Here is a 14,654-nt window from a genome sequence, read left to right on the forward strand (position 1 = left end):
GCAATCGGTTTTTTTTATGCACTATTTAAAGTAAATTTGTAATGCTACAAAATACACGAAAATGAACTATATATTATTTGATGGCGATGTTAGAAATTCGTTATTACCTTTTACATACACAAAACCTGTTGCAGATATTAGAGTAGGTATTTTAACCATAAGAGAAAAATGGGAAAAACATTTAGGCTTAACAACTACAACAGTTACAGAAGAATATTTAGAAGAAAAATATCCAATGGTAGAATTGGAAGAAAATATTTTAATTAATGCTTCATTCTGTCCAACTGAAAATTTGGTAGAAAAGGTTAAAAACTTATCAGAAAACGAAGCTATTTTTAAAGGGGAAGATGTTATTGCTTTTTTTACTACTGATTCTCAAGAGGAAGTAAATTTTGATGAATATACTCAGATTGAGTTTGAAGAAGAATTGATTCAAATTAAAAACACTTGGGATATTTTTTCTTTAAATGATAAAGCAATTCAGGAAGATTTTAACTTTCTTACAGAAGGAAGAACATCTCAACCTATACCTGAAGGAACAAGATGTATTAACAAAGAGAATATTTTTATAGAAGAAGGTGCTGAAGTTGTTTTTGCAAATTTAAATGCTTCTACGGGCCCTATTTATATAGGTAAAGATGCCTTAGTTATGGAAAACTCATCTGTTAGAGGTCCGTTTGCAATGTGTGAAAATTCAGTTTTAAAAATGGGCGCAAAAGTATACGGAGCTACAACTTTAGGACCTCATTGTAAGGTAGGAGGAGAAGTGAGTAATTCTGTTTTATTTGCATTTTCTAATAAAGGACATGATGGCTATTTAGGGAATTCTGTGATAGGAGAATGGTGTAACTTAGGAGCAGATACAAACATTTCTAATCTTAAAAATAATTATGCTGAAGTAAAACTATGGGATTATGAAACAGGTCGTTTTGCAAAAACGGGTTTGCAGTTTTGTGGTTTAATGATGGGAGATCATTCTAAATGTGGAATTAATACCATGTTTAATACAGGAACTGTTATTGGTGTAAGTGCCAATATTTTTGGTAGTGGATTTCCACGTAATTTTGTCCCTTCTTATAGTTGGGGAGGAGCTTCTGGTTTTACAGAATATAAAACCGATAAAGTTTTTGAAGTTGCTACTGTAGTTATGAAACGTAGGAGTATCATTTTTGACGAAAAAGAACAAAAAATTCTTGAACACATTTTTGAAGAAACAAAACAATATAGAAATTATTAAGTCTTAGAAACAAACTTTTAAAAGTAAAAAAACCTTAAAATGAATTTTCATTTTAAGGTTTTTTTACTTTTCTTTTTGTGATAAAGTAGAAGACTTTTTAATTTCTGTCTACAACACTTCCAGAACCAACAGATTTACTGTCTATATGTTTAGGATTTCCTTTGTAATAAATATTTCCAGAGCCAACTAAATTTGCTTTTATTTTAGTTTTTACAGTCGTTTTAATGCTTCCAGAACCTGCAACATTTGCACGAACTTCATTTGTTTTTAATTCATAGGCTTTAATTCCTCCAGAGCCAGCAATAGTACAATTTAATTCATTTGTGTTACCAGACAAGTCAATATTACCAGACCCACCAATAGAAGCTCTTAAAGAGTCTGAATCTACTTTTAAAGTAATATTACCAGAACCTCCTAAACGTACATTAAAATCGGTGCTTTTTATAAGGTCTTCACTTGAAATATTACCAGAACCACCTAAACTTATGCTTCTAATATCAGAAAAGGTAACAGTAACAGTTACTCTTTTTGTAGTTCTAATATTTGTGTTTTTTTTGTAGTTAATCTTAAGTTTATTTCCAGAAACTTCAGTTTCTATAAAAGGAATAATATTCTCTTCACCTTCAATAGAAATTTCACCTTCTTTTCCTTTTATAAGAATAACATCAAAAGAACCACCTGCAGTTATACCCTCATAATCTGAAGTTGTTCTTTTGACAGTAACAACTTTTCCGTTCCCTTTTATTTTTTCACTATTTCCCCACCAATCTTGTGCATTTACTGCAAATGTGATTGTTAAAATTAAGCCAGTTAAAAGTATTTTCTTATTCATAATATTAGTTTTTGATTGACTATTAGTACTTCTCTTTAATGCTTACGCCACCATATTGAGATTTAATTTTTAAAGTTGAGTTCGTGTTTCCTTTACCATATTTACCCTCGTAATATTTCTTTGTAGATTTAGTAATGCTTTTAAAAATAGCCATTTTATCATCATCTCTTTTAAAACCTGCATATTGTAAATCTATTTCAAAATTAAAAACCACATCCGATGCTACTTCAATTCTAATGCCTGTATATTGAGTAGAAATAGTAATATTTTCGAAGCCTTTTACTAACTCTTTAATAGCTATAGATCCATAATCTGCGTCTATATTTAAATTTTTTCTAATCGTACCAAATTTCATGCTTACATAATCAGAATTCCCTCTAACTGAATTTGCATCACCAATATCTATAGAACCATAATCAGTATTAAAAGCTACATTTTTTGTTTTTTCTAATTTTATAGTTGAATAATCTGCATTTATACTTATTTCTTGAGAAGTTTCTATTGTAAGTTTAGAGTAATCTAGATTTAGATCTCCACTTTTCATATAATTTATATTTGAAGTTGAGCAATAATCTAAATTGATATTATTATCGGAAGCAGATAAATCTCCAATTGAAATTTTTCCATAATCGCAATTAATATCAGCTTTCCCAGATAAATTATCTAAATAAATACTTCCATAGTCATTATCTAAGTCTACAGAATTAGTTACTGGCATTTTAACAACATAATTAATTTGATAGTTGGTGTTTTTACTTTTCCCCCACCAAGACCAATTGCTTTTTTTTTCACCAAAAATAGTTTTGGCTTCAACATAAGAAGCACTGGCATTAAACTCGATATTTATACTAGAAATTTTGTCTTCAATAGCATCTAAATCATTCCCTTTTACAGTAATTGTAACTTCAATTTCTACACGGTTTTTATCCCAAGTAGTAATGTTTAAATTTCCATATCTGTTATTTAAAGATACTTTTGCATCTTTATTTACAGAGAATTCTTTTTTTATTGTTCTGCTTTTTTCATGCTTCTTTTTATCTTTATTAGCAAAAGCTACTAAAGGAATAAATAGCGCAAAAAGTATAATTTTATATATAGATTTCATCGTTTAAAAGGTTAGGGTTTTTTATTTGTTCAATTTGTTTTACTGTGTTTTCTAAAACTTCTAAACGTCTTTGATAGTTTTTTATCATTGCATTTATAATTTTTCTTTGTTTGCCGTTATTTGTAAGTTCTGTTACAAATGTTTTATAGTTATCTTCTAATTCCTCTAACTCCTCTAAAGCATTTTCGATAACATTTTCTGTATCTAAATTTCTATTTTTTTCTAAATTTTTTAACTCTTGATGAATCGTTGAAACAAAATAACTTTGAACTTCTTCCATTTTTGGAGAAACATCTGCTAAATCCATTTGACTCTTTTGATGCTTACTACCCAGCCAAAAACCAAAGATTAAAACTACAGATGCTGCTACACTTAGCCATTTCCAAGAAGTTTTATTTATTTTCTTAGGATGATTTAACTTGCGCTCAAAATGCTCTAAATGTCTAGAATTAGGTTCTTGAAAGTCGAACTCATTTTTAGAGAAAAATTGTTGTAATTTATCTTCCATATTCTTGTGTTTGTATATTTTGTGCAAGTAAAATTTGCTTTAATTTCTTTTTTGCTCTAGAAACAGTTGTTCTAACATTTTCGTTTGTATACTCTAAAATCTGAGCAATTTCTTCATAATCATACCCTTCTATTAAATGTAAGTTCAAAACCAGTCTGTAATTTTCTTTTAAACCTTGTAAACAACGCAACACATTATTGGCTTTTAAACCAGAATAATCAATAGCTTCTTCTTCAACTTCATCATTAGTAATCACTTCCATTTTTACTTCTTGATATCTATTATTCTTTTTTAACTGTGTTAAGCTTTTATTGATTACTATTCTTTTTAACCACGCACCAAAAGTGACTTCACCTTTATAGGTATTCATTTTTGTAAAAACTGTTAAAAACGCTTCTTGCATAATGTCTTCTGCTTCAAAATTATCTTTTAAAATACGATATGCAGTGTTATACATTGCTTTGTAATAAGCTTTGTAGATAGCTAACTGCGCGTTTTTATCTGACTTTTTGCAGCGTTCTATAAGTTTGGTTATATGTGGTTGATTAGTTTCCAATAAAACGTTTCTATACTAGAGACAAATTACTTTTTAATTTGTGACACTTTTCTAATAATAAAAATACACTTTTTAAATATGAAATAAAAAAATGAGCTCTTTTAAAGACTGCGTAATATTTTAAAAGCTTCATTTTTATTAGCTACTTTATGCAAGCTCCAATTCAAATCATAATTTATTTTTTCTCCAATTTTCAATGTTTTTTCTGGACTTAAACATTCTAATTCAGTAAATAAATCATTTCCAAAAATAGTTACAGAAGTACCCTTGTCTGGGTATGAATTTTTATAAATAGTTTCAAAATTAAATTCTTCTATAAATAGTGATTCTTCTAAGTAACCAGCAACCCATTTTTTAGAATCTGAGCCTACTTTTTGAGGCGAATTATCTGTTGATTTTAATTCTAAAATAGAATTTTTTACAGTCACATTTATCGCTGCATAATTTTTAGCATCGGGCCATACAGGTATTAAATACCCATTATTAAAAATACTTTTTTTATCAATTGGTAAATAACTAATATTAGGTGTTTTAATTTTTGATAAGCTCCAGATTGTAAGCGGTATTTTTTCTAAGGCTGTGTTTTTTGCAGATTTAATTTTAGTCAATTCTTGTTCAATCTTAACAGCAGTTCCAGTTTCAGAGATGGTAATCGTTCTTTTTATTTGTATACCAAGTATTTTACTTATTGGGCTTTCTAAAATAACGCCATTTTTTAAGTATGAAACTTTATATGGACTCGCATTTATATAAGGATCTGGCACATGTCTGCTACCTGTTATAGTATTAAAATACTCTTCAGAGCAAGGTAAAACTCTGTTTCCACCTACATTTGGAGCCTGAATTTTATGGTCTTTTTTAAAATAGGCTCCAGTATTAAATATAGTTCCTTCTAGTTCTTGGTTTTCGTAAAATATATTTTCACCCGTTGTAAAACCATAATATATAATTCTCCCTATTTCAGGAACTACCAGAATTTTAATATCCAGATTTGAAATTTCAATGGTATTTTTCCAACCTTTATACTGTAAACTAAGAATTTTAATTTTAGACATACTTTTTATTTTCAATTGCAAAAATGATAAAAAAAAATGAAGTATTTACAATCTAATTATCAATGGCACAACTATTGGTTTCTTATAGTAGATAGTTTGTTAGGTAGGTTTTATTAAATTGACTATCAGTGAATTAAAAATATAATAATTGATGTTAATTTCAGTTTTTTGAAATTAAATGTCAGTATGACAGATATAAAGAAAATGAGTAAACCAAAAGTATTGCATATGGACAATTTGTCGCTTCAAAATATGTTAAACGAAGATTCGGAGTTAATTCCATTAATGACGCCAGAAGATGAGGAGATAATAAACAAGGAAAGTGTTCCTGAAACATTATCAATCTTACCTTTAAGAAATACCGTTTTATTTCCTGGAGTTGTAATTCCTATTACAGCTGGTAGAGATAAATCTATTCAGTTAATAAAAGATGCAAACAAAGGAGATAAAGTAATTGGTGTAGTTGCACAAAAGAATGAAGATGTAGAAGAACCTGGTTTAAAGGATATTCACACAACAGGTGTTGTAGCTCAAATATTACGTGTTTTAAAAATGCCCGATGGTAATACAACTGTTATTATTCAAGGTAAAAAACGTTTCCAAATTGAAAATGTTATTCAAGACGAACCTTATTTAAAAGCAACTGTAAAAGAAGCGGTAGATGATAAAACAGTAGATGATGAAAAGGAATTTAGAGCAATTATAGATTCTATAAAAGAGCAAGCATTAGAGGTTATTAAAGAAAACCCAATGTTACCTTCAGAGGCTTCATTTGCAATTAAAAACATTCAATCAGATTCTTTCTTGGTGAATTTTATTTCATCAAACATGGATTTATCTGTTGCTCAAAAGCAATTAATTTTAGAAAAGGATAATTTAAAAGAACGTGCTTTATTAGCATTAAAAAATTTAAATAAAGAGCTTCAGAAATTACAATTGCGAAATGATATTCAGTCTAAAACAAGAGAAGATTTAGACCAACAACAAAGAGAATATTATTTAAATCAGCAATTAAAAACAATTCAAGAAGAATTAGGAGGTGTTTCTAATGACGAAGAGTTAGAAGAAATGCGCCAGAAGGCAATAACAAAAAAGTGGACGAAAGAAGTTGGAGACACTTTTGTAAAAGAATTGTCTCGCTTAAAAAGAATGAATCCACAAGCTGCAGAATATGGAGTTCAAAGAAGTTATTTAGAGTTAATGCTAGAGCTTCCTTGGGGAGAATATACCAAAGATAAGTTCGATTTAAAACGTGCTGTAAAAATTCTTGACAGAGATCATTTTGGATTAGAAAAAGTAAAAGAAAGGATTATAGAGCATTTAGCAGTTTTAAAGCTAAAAGGCGATATGAAATCTCCAATTATATGTTTATATGGACCTCCAGGAGTTGGTAAAACTTCTTTAGGAAAATCTGTTGCAGAATCTTTAGGACGTAAATATGTACGTATGTCTTTAGGAGGTTTACGTGATGAAGCAGAAATTAGAGGACATAGAAAAACATACATTGGTGCAATGCCTGGTAGATTAATTCAGAATTTGAAAAAAGCAGGAAGTTCAAATCCAGTTTTTGTTTTAGATGAAATTGATAAATTAGGACAAAGCCATCAAGGAGATCCTTCTTCTGCAATGTTAGAAGTGTTAGATCCAGAGCAAAATACTGAGTTTTATGATAATTACTTAGAAGTTGGTTATGATTTATCTAAAGTGCTTTTTATTGCAACAGCAAATAATTTAGGAGAAATTCCTTGGGCGCTGCGTGATAGAATGGAAATTATTAATGTATCTGGGTATACAATTGAAGAAAAAATAGAAATAGCCAAAAGACATTTATTACCAAAACAAATAAAAGAACACGGTTTAACTTCTGCTCATATAAAAATAGGAAAACCACAACTAGAAAAAATTGTTGAAGGTTATACAAGAGAATCTGGTGTTAGAGGTTTAGAAAAACAAATTGCTAAAGTGGTTCGTTTTGCAGCAAAATCTATTGCATTAGAAGAAGAATATGATGTAAAAATTTCATCAGAAATGATTGAAACAATTCTAGGAGCTCCAAGATTAGAAAGAGATAAATATGAAAATAATGGTGTAGCAGGTGTTGTTACAGGTTTAGCATGGACACAAGTTGGAGGAGATATTTTGTTTATTGAATCAATTTTATCTAAAGGAAAAGGTACTTTAACAATTACCGGTAATTTAGGTAAGGTGATGAAAGAATCTGCAACCATTGCAATGGAATACATTAAAGCAAATGCAGATGAATTTGGAATTGATGGTGACATTTTAAATAAGTACAATGTTCATATTCACGTACCAGAAGGCGCAACTCCAAAAGATGGGCCAAGTGCAGGTATTACAATGTTAACGTCTTTAGTCTCTTTATATACACAGAGAAGAGTGAAAAGTAATTTAGCAATGACAGGTGAAATTACGCTAAGAGGAAAAGTATTACCAGTTGGTGGAATTAAAGAAAAAATATTGGCTGCTAAAAGAGCAAATATTAAAGAAATAATTTTGTGTATTGATAACAAAAAAGATATTGAAGAAATTAAAGAAAGTTACCTAAAAGGATTAACATTTCATTATGTTTCTGAAATGAGTGAAGTTATTGATCTTGCTGTAACAAAGCAAAAAGTAAAAAAAGCTAAGAAATTAGTGTAAGTAAGTTTTTTAAAAAAAAAGCAGCCAATTGGCTGCTTTTTTTAATTGCAATAAACACAGTTTGGTAAGTTTAAACTTGCCTTTAGCTGTCTTTAAAAATTTCTAATATCAATGATATCTCCACTTTGTAATTGATTCTCAATATCAATACTGTAGATCTTTTCTGCAACAAATTCGGAAGAATATAATTCGTTATTTTCTTTTAAATCTTTAAAACGTTGTACATTTTTGAAATCAGCTTTATTAGTTTTTCTAATCTGATTCTGCATATTAGTGTCTACAACTCCAGGATAAATTGCTACACATTTTACACCATTCTCAATTTCACTTTGTTCTGCTGCAATTGCTTTTGTTGTCATGTCTAACGCCGCTTTAGATGTACAATAAACACTCCAGCCTTCATAAGGTTTTGTTGCTGCGCCAGATGAAATATTAATAATTTGTTTTTTGCAATTCCAGTTTTGAGTCTCTTTTATAAACAGATTAGATAAAACAAGTGGAGTAGTGGTATTTAATTGAATAGATTTAGCAATATCTTCTGGATCTAAGTTTTCTAAAGTGGAAATTTCGCCTAATCTTCCTGCATTATTTAGTAACGTAATTGAAGAAATACGCTCTTTATCAATTTGATTAAATATGCTTTTCAGTGCTTTTGGTACTTCTTTAATAGCACTTAAATCTGCTTTAATTTCTGTAAATTTTTCTGAATTAGAAAGGCTTCTGGCAATCGAAAAAACATGGTACTTTTCTGAAGTATATTTTTCAGCCAAAGCTTTACCAATTCCTTTACTTCCTCCAGTAATAATTAAGATATTCATTAAGTAAAGATACTAAAATGTCATTTTAGTACAAAGTGTGAAAGTTATTAGTGAAAAGGAGATTTCTAAATCGCTTAAAAAAGCTCATTTTTAAATGAAAGAAAACTTATTTAAAGAATTTTTTCGAATTCTCCCAATGAACATCCATTTCAGTTAAAGACATATCAGAAAGTTCTTTGCCTTCTTTTTTTGCTTCTTTTTCTAAATATTGAAAGCGATTGATAAATTTTTTATTTGTTTTTTCTAAAGCATTTTCTGGATTTACACCAATAAAACGAGCATAATTAATCATAGAAAAAAGTACATCACCAAATTCTTTTTCGGTGTTTTCTATATTACCAGCTTTAATTTCTTCATTTAGCTCAGAAAGTTCTTCTTGAACTTTTCCCCAAACTTGTTGAGGTTCTTCCCAATCAAAACCAACGCCAGCAACTTTTTCTTGTATTCTACTAGCTTTTACAACAGCAGGTAAGCTTATAGGAACGCCTTCTAAAACAGAAGTTTTTCCTTCTTTCAACTTTAGTTGTTCCCAATTACGTTTTACTTCAGCTTCGTCTTTTACAACAACATCTCCATAAATATGTGGATGTCTATGAATTAATTTATCACAAATAGAATTGGCAACATCCGCAATGTCAAAAGCATTTTTTTCAGCACCAATTTTAGAATAAAAAACGATGTGCAAAAGCACATCGCCTAATTCTTTCTTTATTTCTTGTAAATCGTTTTCTAAGATTGCATCGGCTAATTCATAAGTTTCTTCTATCGTTAAATGACGCAAAGATTCTAAGGTTTGCTTTTTATCCCATGGACATTTTTCACGGAGTTCGTCCATAATATCCAATAACCGATTAAAAGCTTTTAGCTGATTTTCTCTAGAATTCATTTTTTTTTTGAAGTTTTAAAGTTGAAGAGTATTTATTTTGCAAACTGCAAACTGCAAACTGTTACTGTTCACTTTCTACTTCTTCTGTTGTAGCTTCAATTTTTGAAAAATCCATTCCAGATTTTACTAAAGAGTTATACCATTGTATTACTTTCTTAATATTAGAAGTATAAACTCTTTCAGCGTCATAATCTGGTAAAACTTCAGTGAAAAATGCTTCTAATTTTTTAGCACTTTCTTTATGAGAAATTGCTTCTTTACCTTCTGTTTTTTCAAACATAGATTTAAAGATGTTTAATAAAGGCACATCTTCTTCATAGGTGTAAATTGCAATATTTTCTAACAAACTTACGTTTTGTGTAGTGTTAATTGCTAGTCTTTTATTGTCAATTAAAGACTCAACAATAATTGCGTTTTTAGATTGAGAAACTACTTGGTATAAACCAGGTTTACCCGTAACTGATATAATTTTATTAAATTCCATTTTAGTATGTTTTTAAGTTCTTATGTAGACTTATTTTCCTTTTTTTAAATTAGGGAAACGCATTCTGTAATCTGCATTAATTTTCCCTTTAGATATATTTTCTAATTTCTTTTTTATGATTCTCTTCTTAAGAGTTGAAAGTTTATCTGTAAATAAAATTCCTTCAATATGATCATATTCGTGCTGAAATACTCTTGCTGCTAAACCATCTAAAATTTCAGTATGAATTTTAAAATCTTCATCTTGATATTCTATTGTTATTTTTGGTTGACGAAAAACATCTTCTCTAACATCAGGAATACTTAAGCACCCTTCATTAAAAACCCATTCATCACCTTCTTCTTCAACTATTTGAGCATTAATAAAAACTTTATTAAAGTTTTTTAAAGCTTCTCTATCTTTTTCAGATAATTCTTCATCTTCAGCAAAAGGCGAAGCATCTATAATAAATAAACGAATTGCTTTTCCAATTTGAGGAGCAGCCAAACCAACACCAGAAGCATTGTACATGGTTTCTTTCATGTTGGTAATCAACTTTTCTAATTCAGGGTAATCTGCATCGATTTCCACGCCTACTTTACGTAAAACAGGATCTCCATAAGCAATAATAGGTAAAATCATTTATTTTTATTTAAAAACGATTGCAAAAATACAATTTAGAAATATGAATTACGAATTTAAAATTAGGAATTTAATTGAGTGTATATTAATTTTTTGACTTTTTAAAGTTGAAAAAGCAAGCTTACATAATTAAATTTTTAAACAATTACACAAGTTATTGATTGTATAAATACGACTGTAAAATAATTGTGGCACTAATTTCATCAACTAATGCTTTATTTTTTCGTTTATTTTTTCCCAAACCACTATCAATCATTGTTTGAAAAGCCATTTTAGAAGTAAAACGTTCATCAACTCTTTGCATAGGTATGTGAGGAATCGCTTTGGCTAATTTTTTTAAAAAAGGAATAATTAAAGCTTCACTTTCGCTATCAGAATTATCCATTTGTTTAGGTTTTCCAACTAAAAATAAATCAACCTTTTCTTTTGAGATATAATCCTTTAAGAAAGGAAGTAATTCATCTGTGCCTATTGTTGTTAAACCAGATGCAATAATTTGCATTTCATCAGTAACGGCAATTCCTGTTCTTTTTTTTCCAAAATCAATAGCTAAAACTCTTCCCAAATTATTTTTTTTTGCAAAAATACGAAATTAAACAACAAGTTGTAATCTGTTTAAAAAACGTATATTCGCCTTCATATTTAATGTTAGATTTATATTTGCAGGAATTAAATAATTAAGATGAAAGATATTAGAGAAATTATAGAGTCTGCTTGGGATAATCGTGATTTATTAAAAGAAGAAAAAACGATTAACACGATTAGAAAAGTAGTAGATTTACTAGATAAAGGAGCATTAAGGGTTGCTGAGCCAACAGCAGATGGTTGGCAAGTTAATGAATGGATTAAGAAAGCAGTGGTTCTATATTTCCCAATTCAGAAAATGGAAACTTTAGAAGCTGGTATTTTTGAATATCATGATAAAATTCCACTAAAAAGAAACTTTGCAGAAAGAGGAATTAGAGTTGTGCCAAATGCAGTTGCAAGGCATGGAGCATATATAGCACCAGGAACTATTTTAATGCCAAGTTATGTAAATATTGGTGCTTATGTAGATGAAGGAACAATGGTAGATACTTGGGCAACTGTAGGTAGTTGTGCTCAAATTGGTAAAAATGTTCACCTTTCTGGAGGCGTTGGAATTGGTGGAGTTTTAGAACCTTTACAAGCAGCACCAGTAATTATTGAAGATGGTGCCTTTATTGGGTCTAGGTGTATTGTTGTAGAGGGAGTTAGAATAGAAAAAGAAGCAGTACTTGGTGCAAATGTTGTGCTTACTATGAGTACAAAAATTATTGATGTAACAGGTGATGAACCTATAGAAATGAAAGGAAGAGTTCCTGCAAGATCTGTAGTGATTCCTGGGAGTTACACTAAGAAATTTGCAGCGGGTGAATACAATGTTCCTTGTGCATTAATTATTGGGAAAAGAAAAGAAAGTACTAACAAAAAAACATCTTTAAATGATGCACTTCGTGAGTACGATGTAGCTGTTTAATATTTTTAGTATACTATGACAAAAATTACTGCTATTATACCTACCTTAAATGAAGAAATCCATATTAAGGAAGCCATCGAATCTGTTAAATTTGCAGATGAAATTATTGTTATAGACTCTTATAGTACAGATAAAACGCTAGAAATAGCAAGTAATTATAATGTGAAAATCATCAAACGTAAGTTTGATGATTTTTCTTCTCAAAAAAACTTTGCAATAGATCAGGCCAAACATTCTTGGATCTATATATTAGATGCGGATGAGCGTGTAACAACAGAAGTTGAAAAAGAAATATTAGAAGCTGTAAAAGACCCAAAAGAATTTGTTGGCTTCTTTGTAAGAAGAACTTTTTATTTCTGCGGAAAACGAGTTGATTATAGTGGTTTTCAAAGAGATAAGGTAATTCGTTTATTTTTAAGAGAGCATTGTAAATATACAGGACTAGTACATGAAAGAATTTTAACCAAAGGTAAATTAGGGTTCTTTAAGCATAAAATAGACCATTTTTCTTATAGAAATTATGATCATTATATTTCTAAAATGAATCATTATGCTACTATAAGAGCAAGTGAATTACATGAAAAAGGAAATAAAGTAAATATTTACCATGTAATGATAAAGCCAGCTGCAAGATTTTTTATCCATTATATAATACGCCTTGGATTTTTAGATGGATTTACTGGTTTTTTGGTTGCAAAAACACAAGCTTATGGTGTTTTAACCAGATATATTAAGTTATGGTTATTGAATAAAGGAATAAAGGAATAAAGGAAAGTTAATTTCTTTTATAAAAAGCATAATTTCTAATACCTCTATTTAATTTAAAGGTGAAAAGTGTAACTATTTGCCAAAACGGACGAATAATTTCTCTAATTACTTTCTTCCAAATAATCATATTATTTTGTTGAATGGTACTTCCTCCCATTTCTTTATCAATACTAACAACATATTGTTTATTTGTAGAATATAATTTCACTTTATGTTTGTAAACATCCTGTTTCATTACATCTATTGGAGCATAATAAGCACTTAAATTTTTTGATAAATTTTTAGCCGCATTTTTACCAATGATTTGACCAATCATTAAAACTGGAGGAATTAAAAATGTATTTAGCAATTCATTTTTTTCTAATGAATAAAAACCTTTTTTGCCTGAAATATCTAAAAAATCATCAACGTTAATCTCATCTAAAAGCGCGTTTAAATCTTTAAAAAAATCTTCATGAACTAAAGCATCATCTTCTAAAACAATAGAAAAGTCTTCAGGTTGTGTCGAGAGAAAATTCCAAAGTTTAAAATGTGTTAAGCAAATACCAATTTCTCCATCATTTGGAAAGGGAAAGTGGGCTAAAACATTGTGTTTACTTTTTTCTTTTTTTAAATAATTTTCGTCTAATTCCTTACCATAAACAGCAGGTATTCTTGTAATTGGAATATTCAATTTTTTAAATTGATCTTCCATGAAGTTCTTACGATTAACGCTTTTGTCTAGATTTATGTAATATACTTCGTATGATATCATAATTTTATCCAATTTTCGCAAGCCACTTCATTTTCTTTATTTACAAACCAGTTTTTTGGTGCTATTACAGTTTTAGTATGATTTTTATTTAACCAAGCTCCCCACCAAGAAAAACTACTATTAGCAGTAATGTTGTTTTTGCATAAACTCATTAAATACATATCTTCATGTGGTATGGTTTTAGTATCAACATAAAAGGCATTTTCTATTTTTAAGTTTTCTTTGGTCCAAGGAATATCATCAGAAAACACAAAAAAGGTGCTATTTTTATAAGTGTCATTCATTATTTTAATGGCACCTTCATAGTATTCTAAAGCGCATGTTCCATGAACACTATTTGCTTTTTTATCAGAAATATAATCTCCTCTTCTAATGTGCAGTGAACAGCTATTTATGGAAGAAAAAATAGTTTTTGCTACTTTATTAGTATCCTCTGAAATACTGTTTTTTATTATAAATTGATTTAATAAAACGGCTCTTATTTCATTGAAATATTTTTCTGTTTGAAAATATCCTTTAACATATTTATTTCCCCTTAAAGATGTTAGTTGTTTATCAAATAATAAATTTTTTTCTTTTATTGATTTTACAATTCCAATTTTAGATAAAATACTTGGTAGTGATGAAGTTGAATTTAAATCGATGTTGAATTTATCTAATTGATATCCGCCATGTAATTTGTATTTTTTAAATTTAGTTGTATCAATTTTAACAGCATATCCTTTTTGCTCTAAAGCTTTTGCATATGCATATTGAAACATTTGATTTCCTAGACCACCAACTATTCTTACAGTAATCATTTTTAGTTTTTTTCTTTAAAAATATAGTATTTTTGTGCTCATCGCAAAAATACAAATAAATAGCAATACTT

The 14,654-nt window shown here is 29.0% G+C and carries 16 protein-coding genes; 4 read left to right on the forward strand and 12 right to left on the reverse strand.

Annotated features, from left to right (window positions below):
• Window positions 1-61 precede the first annotated feature (61 nt).
• Window positions 62-1,237, forward strand: a complete 1,176-nt coding sequence (locus BTO04_RS00115; protein ID WP_087562555.1) for a GlmU family protein — start codon at window positions 62-64, stop codon at window positions 1,235-1,237.
• Window positions 1,238-1,334: 97 nt separating this feature from the next.
• Here BTO04_RS00115 and BTO04_RS00120 read toward each other — a convergent pair whose 3' ends face one another.
• The 5 genes from BTO04_RS00120 to BTO04_RS00140 all read right to left on the reverse strand — a co-directional run bounded on the left by BTO04_RS00120 (window position 1,335) and on the right by BTO04_RS00140 (window position 5,293).
• The gene (locus tag BTO04_RS00120) at window positions 1,335-2,069 is read right to left on the reverse strand and encodes a head GIN domain-containing protein (protein ID WP_087562556.1); all 735 of its coding nucleotides are present in this window, start codon (window positions 2,067-2,069) and stop codon (window positions 1,335-1,337) included.
• 22 nt (window positions 2,070-2,091) lie between these two features.
• Window positions 2,092-3,174, reverse strand: a complete 1,083-nt coding sequence (locus BTO04_RS00125; protein WP_087562557.1) for a hypothetical protein — start codon at window positions 3,172-3,174, stop codon at window positions 2,092-2,094.
• Window positions 3,158-3,682, reverse strand: coding sequence for a hypothetical protein (locus tag BTO04_RS00130; RefSeq protein ID WP_087562558.1), 525 nt, complete (start codon window positions 3,680-3,682; stop codon window positions 3,158-3,160). Before BTO04_RS00130 ends, BTO04_RS00125 begins: the two co-directional genes overlap by 17 nt.
• Window positions 3,672-4,238 (reverse strand): RNA polymerase sigma factor, encoded by a 567-nt coding sequence (locus BTO04_RS00135; RefSeq protein WP_087562559.1) that lies wholly within the window; start codon window positions 4,236-4,238, stop codon window positions 3,672-3,674. The genes BTO04_RS00130 and BTO04_RS00135 overlap by 11 nt, the downstream gene beginning before the upstream one ends.
• A gap of 101 nt (window positions 4,239-4,339) precedes the next feature.
• A complete protein-coding gene (locus tag BTO04_RS00140) occupies window positions 4,340-5,293 on the reverse strand; it encodes a hypothetical protein (protein ID WP_087562560.1) in 954 nt (317 codons plus the stop codon).
• Between the two features lie 186 nt (window positions 5,294-5,479).
• Between BTO04_RS00140 and lon the strand changes: the two genes are divergently transcribed.
• Window positions 5,480-7,954: an endopeptidase La gene (gene lon, locus BTO04_RS00145; protein WP_087562561.1), complete on the forward strand. Its 2,475-nt coding sequence runs from the start codon at window positions 5,480-5,482 to the stop codon at window positions 7,952-7,954.
• A gap of 92 nt (window positions 7,955-8,046) precedes the next feature.
• On the opposite strand, the gene BTO04_RS00150 is transcribed toward lon, so the two are convergent.
• From BTO04_RS00150 to ruvX, 5 genes are all read right to left on the reverse strand, one after another.
• Window positions 8,047-8,772, reverse strand: a complete 726-nt coding sequence (locus tag BTO04_RS00150; protein ID WP_087562562.1) for a (S)-benzoin forming benzil reductase — start codon at window positions 8,770-8,772, stop codon at window positions 8,047-8,049.
• A 106-nt stretch (window positions 8,773-8,878) separates the two neighbouring features.
• Window positions 8,879-9,658 carry a nucleoside triphosphate pyrophosphohydrolase gene (gene mazG / locus BTO04_RS00155; RefSeq protein WP_087562563.1) on the reverse strand — a complete coding sequence of 260 codons (780 nt, stop codon included), beginning with the start codon at window positions 9,656-9,658 and terminating at the stop codon, window positions 8,879-8,881.
• Between the two features lie 61 nt (window positions 9,659-9,719).
• Window positions 9,720-10,142, reverse strand: a complete 423-nt coding sequence (locus BTO04_RS00160; protein WP_087562564.1) for a DUF5606 domain-containing protein — start codon at window positions 10,140-10,142, stop codon at window positions 9,720-9,722.
• A gap of 30 nt (window positions 10,143-10,172) precedes the next feature.
• Window positions 10,173-10,763 (reverse strand): peptide deformylase, encoded by a 591-nt coding sequence (def, locus tag BTO04_RS00165; RefSeq protein WP_087562565.1) that lies wholly within the window; start codon window positions 10,761-10,763, stop codon window positions 10,173-10,175.
• 154 nt (window positions 10,764-10,917) lie between these two features.
• Complete coding sequence (ruvX, locus tag BTO04_RS00170) at window positions 10,918-11,328, reverse strand: Holliday junction resolvase RuvX (protein WP_087562566.1); 411 nt, start codon at window positions 11,326-11,328, stop codon at window positions 10,918-10,920.
• 117 nt (window positions 11,329-11,445) lie between these two features.
• Between ruvX and BTO04_RS00175 the strand changes: the two genes are divergently transcribed.
• Window positions 11,446-12,261, forward strand: coding sequence for a 2,3,4,5-tetrahydropyridine-2,6-dicarboxylate N-succinyltransferase (locus BTO04_RS00175; RefSeq protein WP_087562567.1), 816 nt, complete (start codon window positions 11,446-11,448; stop codon window positions 12,259-12,261).
• A 15-nt stretch (window positions 12,262-12,276) separates the two neighbouring features.
• Window positions 12,277-13,029, forward strand: a complete 753-nt coding sequence (locus BTO04_RS00180; RefSeq protein ID WP_087562568.1) for a glycosyltransferase family 2 protein — start codon at window positions 12,277-12,279, stop codon at window positions 13,027-13,029.
• Between the two features lie 7 nt (window positions 13,030-13,036).
• Here BTO04_RS00180 and BTO04_RS00185 read toward each other — a convergent pair whose 3' ends face one another.
• Both BTO04_RS00185 and BTO04_RS00190 read right to left on the reverse strand, forming a co-directional pair.
• Window positions 13,037-13,783: a glycosyltransferase family 25 protein gene (locus BTO04_RS00185; protein WP_232455916.1), complete on the reverse strand. Its 747-nt coding sequence runs from the start codon at window positions 13,781-13,783 to the stop codon at window positions 13,037-13,039.
• Entirely contained in the window at window positions 13,780-14,583 is an 804-nt protein-coding gene (locus BTO04_RS00190) for an alpha-1,2-fucosyltransferase (protein WP_087562570.1), read from the reverse strand. The genes BTO04_RS00185 and BTO04_RS00190 overlap by 4 nt, the downstream gene beginning before the upstream one ends.
• Window positions 14,584-14,654 lie beyond the last annotated feature (71 nt).

It is taken from the genome of Polaribacter sp. SA4-10, assembly GCF_002163835.1.
Classification (GTDB): domain Bacteria; phylum Bacteroidota; class Bacteroidia; order Flavobacteriales; family Flavobacteriaceae; genus Polaribacter.

Bases quoted from the DNA above. Each gene is read 5' to 3' on its own strand.
- BTO04_RS00115 (WP_087562555.1), top strand. From the start codon at position 62: ATGAACTATATATTATTTGATGGCGATGTTAGAAATTCGTTATTACCT.
- BTO04_RS00120 (WP_087562556.1), bottom strand. From the start codon at position 2,069: ATGAATAAGAAAATACTTTTAACTGGCTTAATTTTAACAATCACATTT.
- BTO04_RS00125 (WP_087562557.1), bottom strand. From the start codon at position 3,174: ATGAAATCTATATATAAAATTATACTTTTTGCGCTATTTATTCCTTTA.
- BTO04_RS00130 (WP_087562558.1), bottom strand. From the start codon at position 3,682: ATGGAAGATAAATTACAACAATTTTTCTCTAAAAATGAGTTCGACTTT.
- BTO04_RS00140 (WP_087562560.1), bottom strand. From the start codon at position 5,293: ATGTCTAAAATTAAAATTCTTAGTTTACAGTATAAAGGTTGGAAAAAT.
- lon (WP_087562561.1), top strand. From the start codon at position 5,480: ATGACAGATATAAAGAAAATGAGTAAACCAAAAGTATTGCATATGGAC.
- BTO04_RS00150 (WP_087562562.1), bottom strand. From the start codon at position 8,772: ATGAATATCTTAATTATTACTGGAGGAAGTAAAGGAATTGGTAAAGCT.
- mazG (WP_087562563.1), bottom strand. From the start codon at position 9,658: ATGAATTCTAGAGAAAATCAGCTAAAAGCTTTTAATCGGTTATTGGAT.
- BTO04_RS00160 (WP_087562564.1), bottom strand. From the start codon at position 10,142: ATGGAATTTAATAAAATTATATCAGTTACGGGTAAACCTGGTTTATAC.
- def (WP_087562565.1), bottom strand. From the start codon at position 10,763: ATGATTTTACCTATTATTGCTTATGGAGATCCTGTTTTACGTAAAGTA.
- BTO04_RS00175 (WP_087562567.1), top strand. From the start codon at position 11,446: ATGAAAGATATTAGAGAAATTATAGAGTCTGCTTGGGATAATCGTGAT.
- BTO04_RS00180 (WP_087562568.1), top strand. From the start codon at position 12,277: ATGACAAAAATTACTGCTATTATACCTACCTTAAATGAAGAAATCCAT.
- BTO04_RS00185 (WP_232455916.1), bottom strand. From the start codon at position 13,783: ATGATATCATACGAAGTATATTACATAAATCTAGACAAAAGCGTTAAT.
- BTO04_RS00190 (WP_087562570.1), bottom strand. From the start codon at position 14,583: ATGATTACTGTAAGAATAGTTGGTGGTCTAGGAAATCAAATGTTTCAA.